Source organism: Cryobacterium sp. TMB3-10, from assembly GCF_004402305.1.
Classification (GTDB): domain Bacteria; phylum Actinomycetota; class Actinomycetes; order Actinomycetales; family Microbacteriaceae; genus Cryobacterium; species Cryobacterium zongtaii.
The window spans coordinates 111,638-132,964 of sequence record NZ_SOGH01000020.1; the positions used below are offsets into that span (position 1 = coordinate 111,638).

Here is a 21,327-nt window from a genome sequence, read left to right on the forward strand (position 1 = left end):
GAACGCTCGTCGACGGCCGATAGCTACGGATGAGCACGGATTGCTCATCACAGGCCACGGATCGGCCGTCCGGAACATTGACGACGAATCGGGCCCCTGCGTGATTGAATCCGTGACCACCGCGGCGCTGACCAGCGCCCTGGACGGACTGGCCCTGCGCCAGCGCACCATCGCGAACAACATCGCGAACGTGAACACCCCCGGCTACCAGGCCCAGCGGGTCTCGTTCGAGGACGCCCTCGCCCAGTCGGTGCGGGACGGCGACGGCCACACCGCGGCCAGCACCGCACGCTCGCTGGAGCCGACCAGACTCGACGGCAACAACGTGAACCTCGACACCGAAACGGTCTCGAACATCGACACCGTGCTGCGCTACCAGTTCGCCGCCCAGGCCGTGGCGGGCGCCGACTCGAGCATGCGCGCAGCGCTCCGGACCAGCTGATGGGCCTCGACGCTCTCGGCATCGCCGGCACCGGTCTCACCCTGCACCGCAAGTGGCTCGACGCTGTCGCCGACAACATCGCCAACGCCAACACCGCGACCGCCACCTCCGGGGATGCCTTCCAGGCCCGGTACATCGTCGCCCAGGAGGGTGAGGGCGTCTCGGGTGCCTACGTGGCCGGCGCCGCGCTGGGCGACGCCGAGGGCCTGCTCGTCTACGAACCCGACAACCCCATCGCGGATGCCGACGGCTACGTGCGCCGCCCCGACATCGACATGGCCGAGCAAATGGGCGAGCTGATCATGGCCCAGCGCGGCTACCAGGCCAACGCCGCCGTCATCGACCGCGCCAAGACCTCTTACGAAGCCGCCCTGCAGATCGGACGCAACTGATGACCATCCCCGCCATCGGCTCCGTGCCCGCCGTCAGCGCCACGTCGTACCTGCCCGCCAGCACGGCCACGGGCGCCACCGAATCCTCTGACACCGGCTTCGCCAGCGCCCTGACCGGCGCGGTGAACAACCTCCAGCAGCTGCAGTCCACCTCCAACAGCTACGCCATCCAGGCGGTGACGGGTGACCTCGACGACATCCACACCGCCACCATCGCGTCTTCACGCGCCGCGGTCACCCTTGAGCTCGTCGCTGCCGTGCGCAACAAGGGCGTCGAAGCGTTCAACGACATCATGAGAATGCAGGCCTGATGCCCGCTCAGATCACCTCGGTGTTCCGTCGCCTGGGCAACGCCGTCCGCGAATTCACCGTCGCCCAGCGCACCATGGCCATCATCGGGGTCGCCGTGCTCGCCCTGGGCACGGCCGCGCTCACGATGTGGGCCACCCAACCGGCGTACACCCCGCTGTACTCGGGACTGAGCGGCTCCGACGCCAACACCATCGTGGAGCAGCTGCGCACCGACGGTGTCGCCTACGAGCTGAGCGACGGGGGAGCGACCATCCTGGTGCCGGAGGCCGACGTCTACGACCAGCGGCTCAAATCCGCCGCCGCCGGCCTGCCGACGTCGAGCACCGGAGGCTACTCGCTGCTGGACACCATGGGGGTCACCGCCTCCGAGTTCCAGCAGTCGGTCACCTACAAGCGGGCCCTCGAGGGCGAACTCGCCGCGACCATCGAGGCCATGAAGGGTGTGCAGACCGCTTCGGTGCGGCTGGCGATCCCCGAGGCCACGGTGTTCACCGAGGAGACCAATGATCCCACCGCATCCGTCTTCGTGGGCACCCGGAACGGCGTCACCCTGAACGCCGAGCAGGTGCAGGCCATCGTGCACCTCACCAGCGCCTCCATCGACGGCATGAAGCCCACGGATGTCGCGGTCATCGACGCGGCCGGCGTCGTGCTCTCCGCCGTGGGCGTCGGGGCCACGGGGTCGGCCGGCCAGCAGGCCGGCGACTACGAGGAACGGGTGCGCGGTTCGGTGCAGGCCATGCTCGACAAGGTCGTGGGACCCGGCAACGCCACCGTCGTGGTCGCCGCAAATATGAGCAACCAGAGCGCCCAGGTCGTGGAGGAGACCTTCGCGGTTCCCGAGAACGCCCCGGCGCTCAACGAGGCCGTGACGACAGAGTCCTACTCCGGTGCCGGGGATGCCGCGGCCGGTGTGCTCGGACCCGACAACATCGCCGTGCCGGCCGAGACCACGGCGGACGGCACCTTCACCAGCGAGGACACCACCCGTAACAACGCCATCAACAAGGTCACCGAAACGCGCACGGTGCCCGCAGGGGAGATCAACCGGCAGACGGTGTCGGTGGCGGTGAACGCCGCGGTCGCCGAAGACCTCAACGTGACCGACCTGACCAGCCTGGTGTCCTCCGCCGCCGGCATCGACGTAGCCAGGGGAGACGCCGTGACCGTGGAGGTCGTGAGCTTCAACGCCGCCGGCGCCGACGCCGCGGCTGCGGCGCTGGCCGAGGCCGCCGCGGCCGAAGAGGCCGCCCGCAATGCCGGCATCCTGCAGGTGGGGCTGATCGTGGCTGGCACCGTGATCGCTTTTGTGCTCGGGCTGATCCTCTATGCCAGGCGCTCACGCCGGCAGAGCCGCAAGGCCATCGAGCTGAGTGACCTGGTGCAGGCGCGGTCTGCGCTGGATGCGCCGACGGTGCCGTTGTCGTTGCCGCCGCAGATGGCGCCACTGTTCATCGACTCCACGCCCACCGAGGTCTACCCGGTCGCCGGCGGCGGTGCCCTGCCCAGCGGCGGCGACCAGCGGGTGGCCGACATCGACGCCCTTGCCCTGCGTGACCCGCAGATGGCGGCCGAGATGCTGCGCGGTCTGATGGACGATCGGCAGCCCGCATGATGGACGCCAAGACCGGCCTGACCGGCACCCAGAAGGTGGCCGTGGTCCTGATGACCATGGACCAGCAACGCGCGTCAGAGGTGATGAAGCAGTTCTCCGAGGTCGAGGCGGCCGAGATCATCGCCGAAATCGTGCAGCTGCGCCGGGTCGACGCGTCGGTCATGGACAGCGCCGTAGCCGAGTTCCACGAACTCACCACCATCGGCGCCCGCAACCCGCGCGGCGGTCACGCCGTCGCGGTCGGACTGCTGGAGAAGTCTTTCGGCGCCGAGCGGGCGGCCGGCGTGATGAGCCGGGTGGCGACCTCCATGGCCGGCAAGGCATTCGAGTTCCTCGACACCGTCGACTCGATGCAGGTGCTCGCGCTTCTCGACGGCGAACTGCCGCAGACCATCGCCCTGGTGCTCGCCCACCTGCGTCCGGAACACGCCTCCGCGATCCTCTCCGGGCTGGACGGCCCGGTACGCACCGATGTCGCCCAGTGCATCGCCTCCACAGGGCCGGCCACGCCGGAGGCCGTGCGGGTGGTCACCGACATCCTCAAGAAACGCATCGGAGCCGTCGCCGCGTCGCGGGACTCCGCCGAGGTCGTCGGCGGTGTGCAACCGCTGGTGGAGATCATCAACCGCGCCGACATCAACACCGAACGGGCCCTGCTCGAGGCGCTGGATGAACGCGACCCGGTGCTCGCCGAAGAGGTGCGCTCCCGCATGCTCACCTTCGCCGACATCATCAAGCTGGAAAACCGCGATGTGCAGCTGGTGCTGCGCGGCATCGACGCCGCCGTGCTGGCCGTGGCCATGAAGGGGTCCACCGAGCTGGTCGTCGACATCATCCAGCGCAACCTCTCCGAGCGGAACCGCGAGATCCTCAACGACGAGGTCACCGGCCTCGGACCGGTGCGGGTCTCGCAGGTGGAAGAGGCCCGCGCCACCATCGTGCGGTCGATCCGCGACCTGGCCGCCCAGGGCGCGATCACCGTGCAGCGTGCCGACGAGGATGACTTCGTTGTTTAGCGCGGCACGCACCGGCGCTGGGGTTCCGGATGCCGACTTCTCGGCGCTGGTCTTTCCCACCCTCGCCGACGCCGGGGGGAATATCGGACGCGATGACGACCGCACCAGGGTCGAGCGCCAGTGGCAGGCCAGAGGCCACGCCGCCGGGTACGCCGAGGGACTGCGGGCGGCGGCGGCGGCCGTCGACGCGCGGGTGGCCACGCTCGAGGCCGAGCATGCCGAGCTGATGCAGGCCGCCGGCCGGCAGCGCGACCGCACGTTGGAGGTGCTCAACGCCGTGGTCCGCGCGCTCGAGACCCGTACCGTGCCGGTGCTCCACGACGTCGAAGACACCCTGCTCGGCGCCGCCATCGACCTGGCCGAGGCGATCATCGGCCACGCTCTCGCCGACGAGGCGACCGCGGTGCGCTCGGCGCTGGCTCGCACCCGGGCCGACGGGGCAGCGGGGTCTCTCGGTCACACTGTGCGGCTGAACCCGCACGACCTCGCTGCCCTCGACGGCTCCGCACTCGACGGCTCCGCGCTGGCCGGGTCTGGCGTCACCCTGGTGGCGGATGCGAGCCTGTCCCGCGGCGACGCCGTCAGCGAGTTTCCCGACGGCTACCTCGACGCCCGCATCGGCAGTGCCCTGCAGCGGGCAAGGGCGGCGTTGGCCGGAGGCGTGTCATGACCCTCACTAGGCCGGACAGCACCGACCGCCTGGCCAGAGCCCTGGCGGCGGCCCGCCCGGAGCGGGTGGGCGTGGTCGCGTCGATCGTGGGCCTGAGCGTGGACGTGCGCGGGCTGAACGGCGCCATCGGCGACCTCGTCGTGATCGGCGGACCCGGATCGCAGGCAGGCACCGGTGCCGGGGGCGTTGACGCCGAAGTCGTGGCCACCACCCCCGATGGCATGCGCTGCATGCCGTTGGCCAGGCTCACCGGCATCCGGGTCGGCGACCCCGTGCGTGCCGGTGGCGGCGGCACCGGCTTCCTCGTCCCGACCGGTTCCGGCCTGCTGGGCCGGGTGATCGACGGGCTCGGCCGTCCCATCGACGGCAAGGGACCACTCGTCGTGGAGCAGCGGGTGCCCCTTGATCACGCCAGCCCGTCCGCCATGGCGAGGTCGCGCATCCAGTCGCCCTTGCAGCTGGGGGTACGGGTGCTCGACACCCTCACCACCGTGGGCAAGGGCCAGCGGATGGGCCTGTTCGCCGGTTCCGGCGTGGGCAAGTCGTCGCTGCTGTCGATGATCGCCCGCGGCACCGATGCCGAAGTGTCGGTGATCGCCCTGGTGGGCGAGCGCGGGCGCGAGGTGCGCGAGTTTCTCGAGGACGACCTCGGCGCCGAGGGACTGGCCAGGTCGATCGTCGTCGTGTCGACCTCGGACGAGCCGGCCATGATGCGCCTGCGGGCCGCGTTCGTCGCCACCCGCATCGCCGAGTCGTTCCGCGACCGGGGTGCCGACGTGATGCTGATGATGGACTCGCTGACCCGGGTGGCGATGGCCCAGCGGGAGATCGGACTGTCGGTGGGCGAGCCGCCCGCCACTCGCGGCTACCCGCCGTCGACGTTCTCACTGCTCGCCCGCCTGCTCGAACGGGCCGGCACCGACCAGGCCGGCTCCATCACCGGCATCTACACTGTGCTCGTCGACGGCGACGACCACAACGAACCCATCGCCGACGCCGCCCGGTCCATCCTCGACGGCCACGTGGTGCTCGACCGCAAACTTGCCGTGCTCGGCCATTTTCCCTCTGTCGACGCCCTCGCCTCGATCTCCAGGGTGGCCTCACGGGTGACGACGCCTGAGCAGGCCGCCGTGGCCGGCACCCTGCGTGCGGTGCTCGCCGCCCGGCGCGCCGCACAGGACCTGCTCGACGTTGGCGCCTATCGCCGCGGCACCAACCCGTTGGTCGACGCCGCCGTGGAGCACGACGCCGCCATCACCGCGTTCCTGCAGCAGCGGATGGACGAGCACACCCCGGCCGCCGAGGCCTGGGACAGACTCGCCGCGCTGGCCCGGCTGCTGGGCGGTGCCCGATGACCCGCCAGTTCTCTCTCGCCGGCCTGCTGCGCCTGCGCCACCTGCAGCAGGACCAGGCCGCGGGCGACCTCGCCGTCGCCAATGCACGGCTACGGGCCGCCGCGACCCGCATCGACGAGACCCGTGCCGCGCTGGAGCACCTGCCGATCAGCGCCACCGGCGCCGACACCCTTTACGCGATCGCCGCCGCCCGGGCGTCATCCCGCAGCATGCTGGCTGAACTCGCGGCCCTCGACGCGGTCGCCCAGCAGGGCGTCGTCGACGCGCAACGCGAATTCGAGTCGAGGAAGTCCGCCGCCGTGAGCCTGGAGAAGCTCGAGGGGCGCCACGGTGACCTGGCCGCGGCCGAAGACCTGCACGCCGAACAGACCATCATCGACGAGATAGCGTCGACCGGCTGGCACCGACGGCTGGGCGACGAACGAGCCGGCACCGCTTCGTCGGGCACCGGGGCACCAACGGGGGAGAAGCGATGACGATGGTGGAAGCGCTCGGCCGGATGGGCGAGATTCAGGCCAGGCTGGTGCAGCTCAACGACCTTGTCGCCGGCGGTACCGGAGCGACGAGCGTCACGGCCGGCAGTGGGGCCGGGTCGTCAGTCTCCGCGACCAGCTTCGCCGATGCCCTCGCCGCGGCCACCGGCACGACAGCCCCGACCACCGGCGCAGCCGGCTCGGGAGCGACCGGTGCCGGCGTCGTCGCGGCGGCCGAGAAGTACCTGGGCGTGCCATACGTCTTCGGCGGCGAGGACAGCACCGGAATGGACTGCTCGGGTCTCGTGCAACGCGTCTACGCCGACCTCGGCATCGAGGTGCCCCGTCTGGTGTCCGGGCAGATGACCATCGGCACCGAGGTGGCGTCGCTGGCCGAGGCCAAGCCCGGTGACCTCATCGTCACCGGCGGCGGCGACCACATCCTGATCTACGCCGGCAACAACCAGGTGATCCACGCGCCATACGAGGGGCGCACGGTCAGCAAGGTGGATGCCTACATGGACGATTCCGAGATCACCACCATCCGCCGGGTGATCCCCGATCAGGCGGCCACCGCCAGCGTGGCATCGAGCTCCACCGACCTGCTCACGGCGGCATTCGCGTCGATGTTCAACGGCGCCGCGTCCAACGGCAGCGCGTCCACCGGCTCCTCGTCCGCTTCGGCACTGTCCCTGTCTGGATTGCTCTCGTGACCGCGCCCACGCAGTTCCCTCGTTCCCCGGGAGCGCCCGGGGTCGCCCCCGGTCGCGGGTCCCGCGGTTCCCAGCCGGATCCCGCCGTCGGCGCCGACGCGTTCGCGGGAGCGTTGCGCGGTGCCGCGTCCGGTCCGGAATCCGGCGCCGGATCGGTTGGGGCACGTCGCGTAGCTTCTGCAGGCCCCGGCGGTGCTGGGCCCGGGGGAGCTGTCCGTAGCGGTGTTCCTTCCAGCGGTGGCACCGCGCTCAGCAGGCCCGTGCCCACCCGGCCCTCACCCACCACAACCGCATCCGCGAGCCGCACCGAACTCAGCGACACTGAACCCGGCGACGACGCTGAACTCAACGACGAACCCTTCGCGTCTGCGCCTGCCGCGTCCCTTCCCACAGGGTCGCCGTCGGTATCTTCCGCAATCGTCGCGTCACCTCAGCCGGGATCAGGTTCGGCCGTGGCCGGAGCCCTGCCGGGCGGGATGAGCCAAGCGTCGGCTTCACCTGCCGATCCCGGCGCCACCCCGATCGGCCCCGGCATCGTCGCCCCGGTCGGAGCGGGGGATGCCGGTGTCGGATCCGGAGCCGGCCCCGCTGCGCCGATGGCACCGGCCTTGGGCCAGCCGGCGGGAACCGCCGCCACCGGGCACGCAGCACCCGCTACTACCGGGAGCACCGACACCAGCATCGCCCCGATCGGCACCGCGGCGAACGGCACTGCCGCGGACGAAACTGCCGCGAACGGAACTGCCGCGAACGGAACTGCCGCGAACGGAACTGCCGCGAACGGCACCGCCGCGGACGGGGCCGCGTTGATCGCGACCGCAACGGCCGCCACTGCCGCGACCCCTAGTGCCGCGACCGCCGCTGCCGCGACCATCATTGCCGAGACCACCCCTGCCGCGAACGGGACCTCGTTGACCGCGGCCGCAGCGACCGACACTGCTCCGACCACCACTGACGCGACAGTCACCGACGCGACAACCACCGACGCGACCGCCCCTGCCGCGACCGCCCCTGCCGCGACCGCCTCTGCCGGCACCGCGGCTGCCGCGACCGGCACTGCAGCGACCGGCACCGCAACGACCGGCCCTGCCGCGACGGCGACTGCAGTCACCGGTGCTGGCACGACGGCGATTGCGGCGACCGATACTGCCGCCGGCGCCGCCGGCGCCGCCGGTGCCGTGGGGTCGCCCCGGACGCCCGGTGCGGCTACAGACGAACCCGCTGGCGCTGAGGCACCAGCGGCCGGCCTCACTCTGGCGGCCGCCTCCGGGCCGGTGGCCGCGGTACCCGTCAACGGCTCAACCGCCGGTGCCCCGGCGCTGCCGCCCTCGACCGGTCCTGCCGTTCCGGCGCCGCTGGCGAGCCAGGTGGCCCGTCCGCTGTTCACCCTGGCGGCCGCCGGACCCGGCGAACACACCATGTCGATCAGCGTCACCCCCGATGAGCTCGGGCCGGTCCTGGTGCGGGCGCAGATCAGCGCCACTGGCATCCGTCTGGAGCTCTTCGCCCCCACCGACGTCGCGCGGGACGCCCTGCGGCTCATCCTGCCCGACCTGCGCCGCGACCTGGCCGGCGGCGCACTGTCGGCGAGCCTCGACGTCTCCACGCGCAGCCAGCCCGGCGATGCCGGCTCGTCGGGCCGGCAGGACCGCCCCGCCGCCGACCAGCCCGGCCAGGGCAACGCGGCGCTCGGCGGAGATCCGCGCGGAGCCCAGGACCGCCGCCGGGAATCCGGTGCACCCGACCAGTGGCTGCGGTCCCCGCCGATCGGCGCCGACGCCGCGGACCCGCTAGCGGACCCGACCCAACCCGACCAGACCAGGGGACGTATCGATGTTCTCGCCTGACCCGCCGCCCGGCACCCCTTTGCCCTGTACCTCACCACGCACCGCTCACCGCACGCAGCCTCCCAGAAACGAGAACCCATGACCGTCGACGCCGTCGGCTCCGTGTCCACCGCCGCAGCCGACTCCAGCGCCGGAGCCAGCCTCTACTCGACGACACCGGTGCGCACTCCCAAGCAGACTCTCGATTCCGAGACCTTCATGTCGCTTCTGGTGGCGCAGTTGCGCAACCAGGATCCGAGTTCGCCCATGGACACCAACCAGATGATCTCCCAGACCACCCAGCTGGCCATGATGGAGAAACTCACCGCGCTGTCCACCACCGCGGACGAGAACTTCTCGCTGCAGATGCGCACGGCCGCAGCCGCTCTCGTCGGACAGAACGTCACCTACACGGATGCCACCGGCGCGAGCGTCACCGGCATCGCGTCAGCGGTCTCCTACGCCGGCCCGGTGCCCCAGGTCACCGTCGGCACGGCCAGCGTGGCTCTCGACGCGATCTCGGGGGTGACCGCCCCCACCGGGTGATCCGGCTCCGCGCCCGCACCCAGCGAGCCCGCCACTCGCCAGCTCGATCTGCACCAACGCGACACACTCCCGCAAACCGGGCGGGGTCGCCGCATCCCTACTCCGTCATCACCTTCTGAAAGGCAGCACCCATGCTTCGCTCCCTGTACTCCGGCATCTCCGGCCTTCGCGCCCACCAGACCATGCTCGACGTCACCGGCAACAACATCGCCAACGTCAACACCACGGCGTTCAAGGGCTCGGCCACCCAGTTCCAGGACACCCTCTCGCAGCTCACCCAGGGCGCCGGCGGCCCGGGCGCCACGACCGGCGGCACCAACCCGGCACAGGTGGGCCTCGGTGTGCAGGTCGCCGGCATCGCCACCAACTTCGCGCAGGGGTCGTCGCAGGCTACCGGCAAGGCATCCGACATGCTCATCTCCGGCGACGGGTTCTTCCTCACCCAGCAGGGCGGCGAGACCATCTACACCAGGGCCGGCTCCTTCGACTTCGACTCCGCCGGTCGCCTCGTCACCCCGTCGGGTGCGATCGTGCAGGGCTGGGGCGCGGTGGATGGCGTGGTCAACGAGGGCGGCGCTGTCGGGGACCTGTCCCTGCCGCTGAACGCGGTCGTTCCGGGCAAGGCGACGAGTTCGGTCGCGATGAGCGGCACCTTGCCCTCTGATGCTGTCGGAGGCACGCAGCTGCTGCGGGACATCAAGGTCTACGACGCCTCGGGTGCTGCCCGAACGGTCTCCCTAACCTTCACCAAGGCTGCGACGGGCAGCGGTTGGGGTGTCTCGGGTACCGATGGCGGCACTGCGGCAACGACCACGCTGGGCTTCACCGGCAACGTCGTGACGTCCGGCGGCTCACTCGTCATCGGTGACCCCGCCGCCGGCGGAATCACCGTGGACCTCAGCGCGCTGAACGGCCTGGCCGGTATCAGCACTGTGGGGGTCAAGTCGCAGGACGGCAGCGCCCCCGGCTCGCTCGAGTCCTACACGTTCGGCAAGGACGGCACCCTAATCGGTCTGTTCAGCAACGGTGAGCAGAAGGCGCTGGGCCGGATCGCCCTCGCCACTTTCACCAACCCGGGCGGGCTCGAGAAGACCGGCTCGAACGGATACCGGGCCACCTTCAACTCCGGCACCGCCGAACTCGGCGCTCCCGGTTCCGCCGGCTTGGGCTCGCTCACCGGTGGAGCCCTGGAAATGTCCAACGTGGACCTGTCGCAGGAGTTCACCAACCTGATCGTCGCCCAGCGCGGCTTCCAGGCGAACGCCCGCATCATCACCACCTCCGACGAGGTACTGCAGGAACTCACCAACCTCAAGCGTTAACGCAGCGCACGTGCCGGCTTGATCAGGCCCTGGGCGGTGCTGTTGTTTCTGGCGGCCCGTCCCGGGTGCGGCCGGGCATCTCGATGAGTGTTTGGCCGGGGTCGATGGTTGTGGGTGGGCGGAGCCAGTAGCGGCCGGTGTTTTCGAAGATCTGCCAGTGCTGGTTGTGGAGCAGCAGGTGGTGGGCGGGGCAGAGCAGGATACCCTGGTTGATGTCGGTTCTGCCGTGGTCTCTGAGCCAGTGTTCGATGTGGTGGGCTTCGGTGAACGCTGGTGGGCGGTCGCAGCCGGGCCACCGGCAGCCGCCGTCGCGGGCGGCGAGGGCCCGGCGTTGGGCCCGGTTGAACAGGCGTTGTTCGTGGCCGAGGTCCAGGGGCCGGTTGAACTCGTCGACGGTGATCTCAACACGTCCCGAGTCGCAGATGAGGCGTTCGATGGTTTCGGGGGAGACCGGGGCGTTGTTGCCCTCGATGTAGCCGTGCCCGGTTTGGCCGGGAAGGGAGATCAGGACGTTGTCGGCGGCGGGTTCGCCGGCGTTGGCCGGTTCTGCCGGTTCTGCCGGTCCTGCCGGTTTCGCGGGCGCTGCGGGCCGGGCCGTCGTGGCGGTGGTGGTGAGGATCTGCACGGCGGGGCGGCGGCCGCCGAGCATCTCGTTGGGGTTGATGGTGGTGCCGGCTTTGAGGAGGTCGATGAAACCGTCGCAGGTGATTTGGCTGGTGTTGCGGGGGTCGTTCTTGACGCGTTTGGCCCAGGCGGCGCGTGCGGTGTCGACGAAGCGCACGCCGCCGCGACGGGGGCTGGTGAGACTGTCGAAGGTGGCTTTGATGAACTCGCCCTGTTCCGCCGGGAAGAGCCCGTCGATGCGGACCTGGCCGGTGTTCAGGGTCCAGATGCGCAGGTAGCGGTCGTCCCAGGCTTTCTGTTCCCGCACCCTAATGCCGGCCTCGTCGAGGCTGTCGCGCGTCTGCCGGGCCCGTTTGAGGAGCTGGTCCACGTCCATCGCCGCGGCGTCGGCGAGCAGCCCGGCGAGGGCGTCGGCGAGGACCGGGCCGGTGACGACGGTATCGATGTCGCCCAGGCCGGTGCGTAGGGCGTGCGCGGCATCGATCGAGAGGGTGCCGCCGGTCACGGCGTGCGAGATCGGTGCGTGCCACGGCATCGGCGCCGGCAGCGGAACGACCGGAGCGACCCCGCCGTGGCCGTCGACCCCGTCGACCCCGTCGAGCCCATCAGAGATGTCCGGGTCCAGCGCCCCCTCGAGTAGCCGGCGGGCCGCTTCGGCGTCGATCGCGGCGGCCTGCGCTTGGGCGACTTCGACCTCGGCGAGCATCCGGCCCACCCCCACGAGCTTGCGGGACTCGACCTTGCTCGTGCCGGTCAGCTTCTGAATCAACCCCTCGGGATTGAGGAAACCCTGCTGCGCAGCCAAACCGGACTGGCCCAGCTCCCATCGGGAACGCTGGGACAGGGTCTTCGCCAGCCACGCCTTGCGGGTGTCCAGCTCGCGTTGGGCCCGGGCCAGGGTCTGCTGACCGGACAGGACAGCGGCATCCGTGAGCTTGTCGTAATCGACACTGCAAGAGCCCAGTCGGGCCACGTCGACCGCCGCATCCACCAGCCCATCGCCGCGGGAAGCGGCGAAGATGTCTGCGATACTCGACTGGTTTGTCATGCCCCGAATCTAGCCCGATTCCGAAACTTTGTGTGAGCAAAAGTCAACTTGTGGATAACCTCTTTTTTGGGCCATTCCTGGGCCCCGTGCGTTAGCTTGACCTCATGGACGCACGAGCGATCGGCTATGGGGGACACATGAGAACGGCAGCAGCCAGGGCCACGCGGGCCGGAGCCATCCTCGCCGCGGCTGCGCTCTGCCTGGGCGTTGCGCTGGCCCCGGCACCGGGCACCAGCGAGGCCAATGAAGCGGCGGCACCGTGGCGCGTCACCGAGCACGCCGGGGCCGGGCTCGCCACCGACCATGACGCCATCATGGCTCGGGAGATCTACCCCGGCCACACCCTTGCCGAGCTGAACTACTCGCCTCAAGAGCAGGAGTGGGCGCTCTACCAGAAGCCTCTGGGTGACGCCGCGAGTGTCATCGAGACCGAGTTCGCCGACGACTACGCCTACTGCTACTTCGGAGAGTCGCACACCTTCACGATGGGCTTCGCCGGCGATGCGCCGGCCGGGGCGATCGCGGTGCTCGATGCTACCGGTCTGCCCTACACCACCGTCGAAGGCCTCGGCTTCTCTGCGACCGAGTACCAGGCCGCCGCTGACGCCGTGACAAGCCAGGTCGTCGATGCACTCGACGAGGCGGGACTGAGATCGACTGCAGGATTCACGGTCGGGTCGGATCCCACCACTCAGCCCCGAGTCATCGTGGTGTCGATCATGGGTGACAACGCCGCAAGCCGCCAGGCGGGGATGGCCGCTGTCGGCGCACCCACGATCAGCGCGCCATTCTCGGTGACCGTCCTCGAAGGCGACGGGATGCCCACCGTGGTTGCGTTCTAGCCCGCACGGCTCCGGCTCACATCGCGGCCGCTAACGCAACGCAGTGAGCAGCCGACAGTGGTTGTCGACGGCTGCTGGAGTCGTCCGGGAACCAGGGACGGGTCCATGATCGTTGTAACCAGGCTGAACGACAGTCAGTTCGCGATCAATCCCGACCTCATCGAACGCATCCACGTCAACCCCGACACCACCCTCGTGATGGTGGATGGCGCCAAGTTCATCGTCACCGAGAGCCTGGCCGAGGTCATCGAGAAGATCGCGGCCTACCGGGCGCACGTGATCGGCCTGGCCTACAGCTCCGGAGATGGTTCCGTCGTCGACCCCGACACCCGGCCGGACGCCGTTGTCCCCCTGCGCCCCCGGAGGATATAAATGGATCCCGCAACCCTGATCGGCATCGTGCTCGCCTTCGGCGCGCTCTTCGCGATGATCACCATCGAGGGCTCGCACATCACCGCGATCCTGTTGCCCGCCCCGATCGTGCTGGTTTTCGGCGCCACTATCGCCGTCGGCGTCGCCGGCGGAACCCTGCGCGACACCGTCAAGGCCATCAAGGCGCTTCCCGGTGCCTTCCTGGGTAAGACCACCCCGCCCCAGAAGCTCATCGACCAGGTCGTCGGTCTGGCCGAGAAGGCGCGCAGCTCCGGGCTGCTCGCCCTCGAGCAGGAGGCCGACACGATCACCGACCCGTTCCTGCGCGGGGCACTGCAGAACATCGCCGACGGCACCGACGGTGATGAGCTGCGCATCCTGCTCGAAGACGAGATCGCCACCCGCACCAAGGAGAGCCGTAACGCGGCCAAATTCTTCACCACCCTCGGCGGCTATGCCCCCACGGTCGGCATCATCGGCACCGTGATCTCGCTCACCCACGTTCTCGAGAACCTCGACACCCCGTCCACCCTCGGCCCGATGATCGCCGCCGCGTTCGTTGCGACGCTCTGGGGGCTCCTGTCCGCGAACTTCCTCTGGCTGCCGATCGGCAGCCGGCTGAAGAGGCTTTCCGACATCGAGGCTGAGCGGATGATCCTCCTCATGGAGGGCGCGCTGGCCGTGCAGGCCGGCAGTCAGCCACGCCTGCTCGGCGAGCGGTTGCAGGCCATGGTTCCGATGGCATCCGCCAAGGGCGCCAAGGCCGGAAAGTCGTCGTCCAAGCCGCTCAAGAAGGCCGCGTGAGCGGACGCGGCCGGGGCCGTGGTCGCGGACTCGAGGAGGAACACGAGGAGCACGTCGACGAGCGCTGGATGGCCTCGTACATGGACATGGTCACCGTGCTGATGTGCATGTTCATCGTGCTTTTCGCCATGTCGACGGTGGACCAGGCCAAGTTCGTGCAGTTGAAGAACTCGTTGGCGACGGGCTTCGGAGCGGTGGACGTGGGCAAGGTGGACACCGCGGAGGGCATCGTGGTGCCGGCCGACCTTGTCGACACCCCGGCGGTGAACCAGGATGTCGGTCTCACCGACCTCGATCTCGCGATAGCCGAGGTCAACGACCTCACCGCGGTGCAAGCGGCCATGCAGGCGGCGCTCAGCGCGGTCGGCCTCGACGCCCTCGTGGAGTACACCATCGACGAACGCGGCCTCTCGGTGGGCCTGATCGGCTCCGAGACCTTCTTCGAACCCAACGTCGCCACCCTCAGCGGCCAGGCGGTCTCGGTGCTCGACACCATCGGCCCGGTGCTGGCCGGCAGTCAGCGCGGGGTGTCGGTGGAGGGGCACGCCGACCGGCACGGCGTGACCATCAACTACCCGACCGACTGGGAGCTCTCCAGCGCCAGGGCCACCCAGGTGCTGCGGCACCTGGTGGAGCGCACCGGGGTGGCCCAGGACCGGATCGGCGCGATCGGATACGGTTCGGCCCGGCCGGTGGACACCGGTGACGACCTGGCCGCGATGGCCCGCAACCGGAGGGTCGACGTGGTGCTGCTCTCCAATCAGCCAGACAGCGTGCGTGCCCTGATCCCGTCGGTGCTCGACGGCACGGCCGTGCCCGACGAGACGGCGCCGGCCAAGAGCGTCCCGGCCAAGAGCGGCCACAAGACGGGCAGTGACAAACCCGTGGTCAGCTCCGGCCACTGAGGTCCCGGAATCCGCCGCCGGCCGGGCAGCGTCCGCCCAGGAACAGGCTTGCCCGGATAACCTTCAATTCCAGGCTCCGTCAGGAAGGTCTTTCATGGCCAACGACAAGACCATTCTGAAGACCAGCGCTGGAGTTGAAGCGCTCCTCACGCTATTCCGGTCTGAAACCACGCTCTTCCCGTCCAACACGGCGATTGTGCTCGAAGCTACGGCTATTACTTCCGCCGCGACAGGGCAATTTGATGCTGTCTACGGGCGGGCCCTCAAGCGCTATCTCGACGCAGCGGCCCGCACGGGGATTCGCTACGCCGGAGCGCCTCCCTTATCCGGTGCTCAGGTGATGCTGGCGGAGATTCGAGTGACACCGCCAAGAGCAATGCGGACGATCGGACGAGAGATCCAAGGCAAGGGGGGTACGGGTACGGAATGGGTGGCTCGATGGACATGGGACCTCGCCGGGATTGAGTCCATCGACGGAGAGCTGCTGATTCAGACAGCGGTCGATGCAATCACACTGCCCGTGCCCCGACGGTGAGGCTGGCAGCCGCAGCAGCACGATGGTCGAGACCCCTCGCGCGCAGCATATTCTCTCAGTGAGCACCGGTGAGACAGGTGCTCACAAGACGCGTCCATAGATGACGACGTCCAGCCTGTCGGCGCCGATCGGCAACGCCTGACGAAGAACTCCCTCTCGTTCGAACCCGAGCCGTTCGGCAACGGCAGCGCTACGTCTATTACCCACCGCCGTTCGAATCTCAATGCGGCGAACAGCAACGGATTCCGCGTGCTCGATCATCCGGGCACAAGCGCGAGTCACTACCCCGCGCCCCTCTGCTTCTTCGTCGATCCAGTAGCCAAGCTCGGCAGTGTGCAGACACGCATCGATTCTCAGAGATACCGATCCGATGGCCGTGTCGCCGCGCAGGATCATCCCAGGCACTGCGGACCCTGTGGCGAACTGCTCGAGCTGGAATTGTGTATACGCCGCGGTTCCCTCCAACGTCTGCTCGGTCTGAGCCCATGGCTCCCACTCGCGAAGTCGATCGAGGTTTTTGAGGGTGAGATCACGCATTTCCGTGACACTGTCCTCGGTGCGCAATACCAGCGCATATCCCTCACCCAAGTCACCGAATTTCATTCCTCCAGCCTCCCGCACCGAGATCGAATTCACCAGGCACGTCTTCACCGCGCTGATAGATTGTGCGCCATGTCGGTCTCGTTCGAATGCGCCACAGAGTCCGTGCTTGCTCCTGAACGCCTCTTCGATCTCGCACGGGACATCACCGCTCACACGGATTCCATGTCGGGTTTCCGGGAGACGGCGGTCGGTGGTGTCCACAGTGGGTTGATCGGCCTCAACGAGGACGTCACCTGGCGTGCGTGGCACTTTGGGCTACCTCTGCGAATGACAAGTCGGATCACCGCCATGAGCTCGCCGCGAAGTTTCACCGACGAACAGACGCGCGGGCCGTTTCGCTACTTCACCCACGAGCACGTATTTCGCCCGCACGGAGAAGGCACTCTCATGATTGATCGGGTGTCGTTTGCGGCGCCCCTGGGGCTCCTCGGTCGGGTAGTCGAACGCTTGGTGCTCGCCAACTACATGCGGAAACTGATCGAGCAGAGAAACGCGTTTCTGCAGAAGATCGTCCGTTAGGTGTCCCGTGACCGAAGTGCGTCACGACCCCTGAATTTCGAGGGCGAGAATGTCTCTATGAGCAGAATGCGCAAGCCGCGGCGTCCCGATGTCACGACCGTCGAGCTGGTCGGGGGAGCCGAGGCGCTCACACTCCAGCTCCACCCCTATGACGGGCGCTGGGCGGGCACCTATCTGGAACACCGGCGGCGGATCAGCGACGCTCCCACGGTAGGGGAGATCGGGATCCAGCACATCGGTTCCACCTCCGTCCCCGGACTGGCAGCGAAGCCGATCATCGACATCGTGGTCACGGTGGACGACATCACCGCTGAAGAGGACTACCTGGATGCGCTGTTGGACGCCGGATACGAACTGCGGGTCCGCGAACCGAGACATCGCCTCGTGCGCACGCCGGCACGCGACGTGAATGTGCACCTCTTCGAACACGACGATCCTGCCGTGGACGGCTACCTCCTCCTGCGTGATCATCTCCGTTCCGATACGGAAGACCGCTCCCTCTACGAGAACACCAAGAGGGAACTGCTCAGCAAACGGTGGGACGACATGAACGATTACGCCGACGCCAAGACTGAGGTCGTCATGGCTATCAAAGCGCGAGCGAGGGCAGCGCGCGGACGCTGATGCCGGGTCAGCAGGTCCGGAACGGGCCGAGGGGTTCCCGCCGGAACAGTCACTCCGAGGGGGCGAGTCGAGCCAAGAGATCAGCGAGGGTCTCCCGCTCGGTTGATGTGAACAGGGAAAGAATCCGCTCCTCGGCCGCGAGGTGATCGGGGAGAACCCTGTTCAGCAGCTCATGTCCGGGCTCCGTGAGCTGCACGAGTTTTCCTCGACCGTCATGGGAGCTGGGTTTCCGGGTGATGAATCCCGCGGCCTCCAGGCGGTTCAAACGCTGCGCTACGGCGCTGCTGGAGATCATGCTGCTTGCGGCCAGCGCTGCAGGGCTGATCCGATACGGTGCACCCTGACGCGCCAGGGTCGCCAGGACGTCGAAAGTGGCGGAATCGATGCCGTGCCTTGCAAAGGTCGCCGAAAGCCGCGCGTCCACTATCGCGGCTGCACGACTCAGACGTCCGATCACGGCCATCGGTGACGGATCCAGATCGGGTCGTTCAATGCGCCACTGCTCGATGATGTGGTCAACATGATCCATGAACTCAGCTTATAGCTAAGGACTTAGCTAGTATTGCTAAGTGCTTAGCAAACGAATGTCTCTCCTCCTGGTCACCGCTGCCGCGCCCGTGATGTGGGGCACGACGTATTACACATCGACCACTTTTCTCATTGGGGGACACCCCCTCCTCACCGCCACTCTGCGCGCGCTTCCCGCGGGTGTCGTACTGCTCGGCGTCTCGCGCCAGCTGCCACACGGGGCGTGGTGGTGGAAATCGGCCGCACTGGGCATTCTCAATATCGGTGTCTTCTTTGCGCTGCTGTTCGTTGCGGCAGAACGGTTGCCCGGCGGTGTCGCTGCGGTCGTCGGCGGCATCCAGCCGCTGCTCATCGCGGTGCTCGCATCCGGCGTGCTCTCTGAGCGCGTGGGGAGCAGAGTGCTTGTCGCCGGTGCAGGAGGGTTCGCCGGGGTCGCGCTTATCGTGTTGCGCTCTCAGGCTGGCCTCGACCCCATCGGAGTGGCCGCTGCGATCGGGGGCGCGGTCTCGATGGCGATTGGAGTGGTGCTCACCAAGAAGTGGTCTGACGGTCAGTCGCCTTTGGTCACCACCGCGTGGCAACTGCTCGCCGGCGGGCTCTTCCTTGCACTGTTGACCACCGTCCTTGAGCCCCTCCCGGCGCTCGCCCCTTCGCTGAGCAACATCGCCGGCTACACGTATCTCTCGCTCGTCGGTACTGCGCTTGCCTACCTGCTCTGGTTTCGCGGCATCAAACTGCTGCCCACCCACATCCCGGCATTCCTCGGCCTGCTCAGCCCCATCGTCGCACTGACCATCGGGCTTGCCGCCGCCAACGAGACCCTGACCTGGATCCAGGGCGCAGGCGTCGCGCTCGTTTTCGCTTCCGTCACAACGGTCGTCAGTCCTTCCCGTTGCAGCCCGACGAAGCTACGAAAGAAACGGCTTTGGCATCGGCAATTTTGCCGACGCCGCTAACATCCGTTTCCGACCGGCCGATAGTGCCAGTCGTGACGGTCCAGGAACACATCAGCACCGGCGTGCCCGGAAAACCCGCGCGGGCGGTGGAAGTCTACGACTTCAGCCGGCCGACGACGCTGGCCCGTGACCACGCCAGGGTGCTGGAGCTGGCCTTCGAGACCTTCGCCCGCCAGTGGGGCACCCAGCTGACCGCCCAGGTGCGGGTGATCTCGCAGGTCACCTGCGAGCAGGTCGTGATGAGCGGCTACGACGAGTACGCGGCCTCACTGCCGGCCACGACCACCATGGTGCTCTGCACCGTCGAGGGCCTCGAAGCGCAGGCCGTCCTCCAGTTCCCATCCGCGGCGGCGCTGTTCTGGGTCGCCCACATGCTCGGCGGCACCGGGCTGCCCGCACCGCCGGAGCGCCCCTTCACCCAAATCGAACAGGCCCTCGTTCGCCGGCTGATGGACGACGCCCTCGAGGACCTGCGTTACTCGCTCGGCGGCCTGCTCACCCTGCCCATCGCGGTCGGCGGCATCCAGTACAACTCCCAGTTCGCCCAGGCCGCGGCCACCTCCGATCTGATGATCGTGGCATCCTTCATCATCAGGGTCGGCGACAAGACCACGGCGGCGACCCTGGCCCTGCCGGCCGAGGCGCTGCTTCCCCAGCTCGGCGAGCCCGGTCCGCCGGTGTCGGCCACCCCGCCGGTGGACCTGCTGCGCGCCCAGCTCGGCTGGGTGCCCGTCGATGTCTCGCTGCGCCTGGCCCACGCGCGGGTGCTGCCGAGCGCCATCCTGGCCCTCGCCGTCGGCGACGTCCTGCCGATCCCGCATCCCACCCACCGGCCGCTCGACCTGGTGGTGGATGGCCGCACTCTCGCCCGGGCTGCCGTCGGCGCCACAGGCTCCCGCCTGGCCTGCATCATCATCGACACCGAGGAAAAGACTCCATGACGATTCATAGCCCCGCCTCCGCCCAGTCACCGTCAGCCGCCCGCGGCACCGGGGTTCTCGGCTCCGGGCTCTCCGACGGCGTCGCGGGTGCGGCTGTCGACGCCCTGCTGACGGTGCTGCCCACGCCCACCGTCCTCACCGCGGCGGCCGGTTCCGGCACCGTCGTCCTCGGCCGCGCCGGGGGAGCGGTGCACGGCGCCGTCGTCGCCTCGTTCGTGGGCGCCACCTCCGCCGACCTCGCCGTGGTGCTGGCCGATCCGGGCTCCCTCGACGCGGCGGCCGGCGCCGACGGCGGACTCGTCTCACGGGAGGACATCATCCGCCCGGCCCTCGAGCGCGCCGCGGTCGTCCTCGGCCTGGGCGTACTGGGCGACGCGCGGATCGACGATGCCACGACGCTGTTCCTCGACCCGGAGACCGTGGTCTTCGATCTCACCGGCGCCGGCGTCACCTTCGGCTGGTTCGCGATCCGCCTGCGCCAGAACGGTACGGCCGTCGCGGCCGGCGACCGCACCGTGGTCGGCAACCTCGGCCGCATCAACAGCGTCGAGATGGCGCTCACCGTTGAGATCGGCCGCACCCGGATGACGGTACGCGACGTGCTCGCCCTCGAACCCGGCGCCGTCGTCGAACTGGACCGGTCCGTCGGATCGCCCGCCGACATCCTCCTCAACGGCCGGCTGATCGCCCACGGCGAGATCGTGGTCGTCGACCAGGACTACGCGGTTCGGATCACCAAGATCCTCGACGTCGCCGAGAGCCTGACCTAGGTGGACACCGTCGTCGTCGCCCTGCGAGTGATCCTGTCCCTGGCCGTTGTGCTCGGGCTGCTCTGGGTGCTGCAACGACGCCTGAGCCGGGGCGCCGGAGCGCGCGCGAACAACGTCGTCACCGTCGTGGGCCGGCAGGGCGTCGGCCAGAAGGCATCCGTGGTGGTGGTGGATGTCGACGGCCGCCGCTTCGTGCTCGGCGTCACCGAGCAGTCGATCAATGTGCTGCACGACGCCGAGACCGACCACGGCGCCGCCCGGGCGAGCCGCCCCGTGCGGGCCGGCTCCGGCAACGATCGGTCGGCGGTGGCGTTCGCCAGGTCGCTGCACGCCGCATCCGGTGGCCCGACCCTCGTGCCGCCGGAAACCGAGATGCCGGCCGACGAGCCGCCCCTCACCTTCCGTCCGCGCAAGGACCGCAGCGCCGGCGCCCGGCTCGGCGGCTCCATCCTCTCGCCGTCGACCTGGCAACAGACCGCCGCCCTGCTCCGGCCCGGCCGGTGACCACCACGAACCACCCTCCCGGCCGGTCAGAGATCGCGGCTCACGCCGCCGCCGTGCGGGAGCGGCGCCG

26 protein-coding genes are annotated in these 21,327 nt (G+C 68.9%); 23 read left to right on the top strand and 3 right to left on the bottom strand.

Translation table 11 applies throughout. The features are described 5' to 3' along the window. Nucleotides 1–100: 100 nt before the first annotated feature. From E3T22_RS08600 to E3T22_RS08655, 12 genes are all read left to right on the top strand, one after another. A complete protein-coding gene (locus tag E3T22_RS08600; protein ID WP_088457967.1) occupies nt 101–442 on the top strand; it encodes a flagellar basal body protein in 342 nt (113 codons plus the stop codon). After that, complete coding sequence (locus E3T22_RS08605; RefSeq protein WP_088455991.1) at nt 442–834, top strand: flagellar basal body rod protein FlgC; 393 nt, start codon at nt 442–444, stop codon at nt 832–834. The genes E3T22_RS08600 and E3T22_RS08605 overlap by 1 nt, the downstream gene beginning before the upstream one ends. Next, the gene (gene fliE / locus E3T22_RS08610; RefSeq protein ID WP_103461893.1) at nt 834–1,145 is read left to right on the top strand and encodes a flagellar hook-basal body complex protein FliE; all 312 of its coding nucleotides are present in this window, start codon (nt 834–836) and stop codon (nt 1,143–1,145) included. Before E3T22_RS08605 ends, fliE begins: the two co-directional genes overlap by 1 nt. Further along, nucleotides 1,145–2,761: a flagellar basal-body MS-ring/collar protein FliF gene (fliF, locus tag E3T22_RS08615; RefSeq protein ID WP_103461892.1), complete on the top strand. Its 1,617-nt coding sequence runs from the start codon at nt 1,145–1,147 to the stop codon at nt 2,759–2,761. The genes fliE and fliF overlap by 1 nt, the downstream gene beginning before the upstream one ends. After that, complete coding sequence (fliG, locus tag E3T22_RS08620) at nt 2,758–3,777, top strand: flagellar motor switch protein FliG (protein WP_370289794.1); 1,020 nt, start codon at nt 2,758–2,760, stop codon at nt 3,775–3,777. The genes fliF and fliG overlap by 4 nt, the downstream gene beginning before the upstream one ends. Continuing rightward, on the top strand, nt 3,770–4,447 hold the full coding sequence (locus tag E3T22_RS08625) for a FliH/SctL family protein (RefSeq protein WP_103461890.1): 678 nt from the start codon (nt 3,770–3,772) through the stop codon (nt 4,445–4,447). Before fliG ends, E3T22_RS08625 begins: the two co-directional genes overlap by 8 nt. Next, nucleotides 4,444–5,802 carry a FliI/YscN family ATPase gene (locus E3T22_RS08630; RefSeq protein WP_088455996.1) on the top strand — a complete coding sequence of 453 codons (1,359 nt, stop codon included), beginning with the start codon at nt 4,444–4,446 and terminating at the stop codon, nt 5,800–5,802. The genes E3T22_RS08625 and E3T22_RS08630 overlap by 4 nt, the downstream gene beginning before the upstream one ends. Then, on the top strand, nt 5,799–6,278 hold the full coding sequence (locus E3T22_RS08635) for a hypothetical protein (RefSeq protein ID WP_088455997.1): 480 nt from the start codon (nt 5,799–5,801) through the stop codon (nt 6,276–6,278). Before E3T22_RS08630 ends, E3T22_RS08635 begins: the two co-directional genes overlap by 4 nt. Further along, entirely contained in the window at nt 6,275–6,988 is a 714-nt protein-coding gene (locus E3T22_RS08640; protein ID WP_088455998.1) for a C40 family peptidase, read from the top strand. Before E3T22_RS08635 ends, E3T22_RS08640 begins: the two co-directional genes overlap by 4 nt. Nucleotides 6,989–7,248: 260 nt before the next feature. Then, nucleotides 7,249–8,835, top strand: a complete 1,587-nt coding sequence (locus tag E3T22_RS19195; RefSeq protein WP_134480826.1) for a flagellar hook-length control protein FliK — start codon at nt 7,249–7,251, stop codon at nt 8,833–8,835. 78 nt (nt 8,836–8,913) lie between these two features. Beyond that, nucleotides 8,914–9,360, top strand: coding sequence for a flagellar hook assembly protein FlgD (locus E3T22_RS08650; RefSeq protein ID WP_134409063.1), 447 nt, complete (start codon nt 8,914–8,916; stop codon nt 9,358–9,360). Between the two features lie 131 nt (nt 9,361–9,491). Continuing rightward, nucleotides 9,492–10,682, top strand: coding sequence for a flagellar hook protein FlgE (locus tag E3T22_RS08655; protein ID WP_088456001.1), 1,191 nt, complete (start codon nt 9,492–9,494; stop codon nt 10,680–10,682). A 22-nt stretch (nt 10,683–10,704) separates the two neighbouring features. Here E3T22_RS08655 and E3T22_RS08660 read toward each other — a convergent pair whose 3' ends face one another. Beyond that, nucleotides 10,705–12,354: an HNH endonuclease signature motif containing protein gene (locus E3T22_RS08660; RefSeq protein ID WP_134480825.1), complete on the bottom strand. Its 1,650-nt coding sequence runs from the start codon at nt 12,352–12,354 to the stop codon at nt 10,705–10,707. 137 nt (nt 12,355–12,491) lie between these two features. Between E3T22_RS08660 and E3T22_RS08665 the strand changes: the two genes are divergently transcribed. The 5 genes from E3T22_RS08665 to E3T22_RS08685 all read left to right on the top strand — a co-directional run bounded on the left by E3T22_RS08665 (nt 12,492) and on the right by E3T22_RS08685 (nt 15,812). Then, entirely contained in the window at nt 12,492–13,196 is a 705-nt protein-coding gene (locus tag E3T22_RS08665) for a hypothetical protein (RefSeq protein ID WP_088456003.1), read from the top strand. 105 nt (nt 13,197–13,301) lie between these two features. After that, nucleotides 13,302–13,568: a flagellar FlbD family protein gene (locus tag E3T22_RS08670; protein ID WP_088456004.1), complete on the top strand. Its 267-nt coding sequence runs from the start codon at nt 13,302–13,304 to the stop codon at nt 13,566–13,568. Continuing rightward, entirely contained in the window at nt 13,569–14,372 is an 804-nt protein-coding gene (locus E3T22_RS08675) for a motility protein A (protein WP_088456005.1), read from the top strand. Continuing rightward, entirely contained in the window at nt 14,369–15,277 is a 909-nt protein-coding gene (locus E3T22_RS08680) for a flagellar motor protein MotB (RefSeq protein WP_103479132.1), read from the top strand. Before E3T22_RS08675 ends, E3T22_RS08680 begins: the two co-directional genes overlap by 4 nt. A 94-nt stretch (nt 15,278–15,371) precedes the next feature. Next, nucleotides 15,372–15,812, top strand: coding sequence for a hypothetical protein (locus tag E3T22_RS08685; protein WP_134480824.1), 441 nt, complete (start codon nt 15,372–15,374; stop codon nt 15,810–15,812). 81 nt (nt 15,813–15,893) lie between these two features. Here the strand turns inward: E3T22_RS08685 and E3T22_RS08690 are convergent, their stop codons facing one another. Further along, complete coding sequence (locus E3T22_RS08690) at nt 15,894–16,415, bottom strand: GNAT family N-acetyltransferase (RefSeq protein ID WP_088456008.1); 522 nt, start codon at nt 16,413–16,415, stop codon at nt 15,894–15,896. 69 nt (nt 16,416–16,484) lie between these two features. On the opposite strand from E3T22_RS08690, the gene E3T22_RS08695 reads away from it, so the two are divergent. After that, nucleotides 16,485–16,934 carry an SRPBCC family protein gene (locus tag E3T22_RS08695; protein WP_088456009.1) on the top strand — a complete coding sequence of 150 codons (450 nt, stop codon included), beginning with the start codon at nt 16,485–16,487 and terminating at the stop codon, nt 16,932–16,934. Between the two features lie 57 nt (nt 16,935–16,991). Further along, nucleotides 16,992–17,558, top strand: a complete 567-nt coding sequence (locus tag E3T22_RS08700) for a GrpB family protein (RefSeq protein ID WP_166789291.1) — start codon at nt 16,992–16,994, stop codon at nt 17,556–17,558. A 49-nt stretch (nt 17,559–17,607) separates the two neighbouring features. Here the strand turns inward: E3T22_RS08700 and E3T22_RS08705 are convergent, their stop codons facing one another. Beyond that, nucleotides 17,608–18,087 carry a MarR family winged helix-turn-helix transcriptional regulator gene (locus tag E3T22_RS08705; protein WP_134480823.1) on the bottom strand — a complete coding sequence of 160 codons (480 nt, stop codon included), beginning with the start codon at nt 18,085–18,087 and terminating at the stop codon, nt 17,608–17,610. A gap of 40 nt (nt 18,088–18,127) precedes the next feature. Between E3T22_RS08705 and E3T22_RS08710 the strand changes: the two genes are divergently transcribed. Genes E3T22_RS08710 through fliO form a run of 4 tightly spaced genes read left to right on the top strand, consistent with a single transcriptional unit; the run spans nt 18,128 to nt 21,257 of the window. Next, nucleotides 18,128–19,042 carry an EamA family transporter gene (locus E3T22_RS08710; RefSeq protein WP_241983645.1) on the top strand — a complete coding sequence of 305 codons (915 nt, stop codon included), beginning with the start codon at nt 18,128–18,130 and terminating at the stop codon, nt 19,040–19,042. A 32-nt stretch (nt 19,043–19,074) separates the two neighbouring features. Beyond that, nucleotides 19,075–19,983, top strand: coding sequence for a flagellar motor switch protein FliM (locus tag E3T22_RS08715; RefSeq protein WP_241983646.1), 909 nt, complete (start codon nt 19,075–19,077; stop codon nt 19,981–19,983). Then, nucleotides 19,980–20,753, top strand: a complete 774-nt coding sequence (gene fliN, locus E3T22_RS08720; RefSeq protein WP_103460648.1) for a flagellar motor switch protein FliN — start codon at nt 19,980–19,982, stop codon at nt 20,751–20,753. The genes E3T22_RS08715 and fliN overlap by 4 nt, the downstream gene beginning before the upstream one ends. Beyond that, nucleotides 20,754–21,257, top strand: a complete 504-nt coding sequence (fliO, locus tag E3T22_RS08725) for a flagellar biosynthetic protein FliO (RefSeq protein WP_088456014.1) — start codon at nt 20,754–20,756, stop codon at nt 21,255–21,257. Nucleotides 21,258–21,327 lie beyond the last annotated feature (70 nt).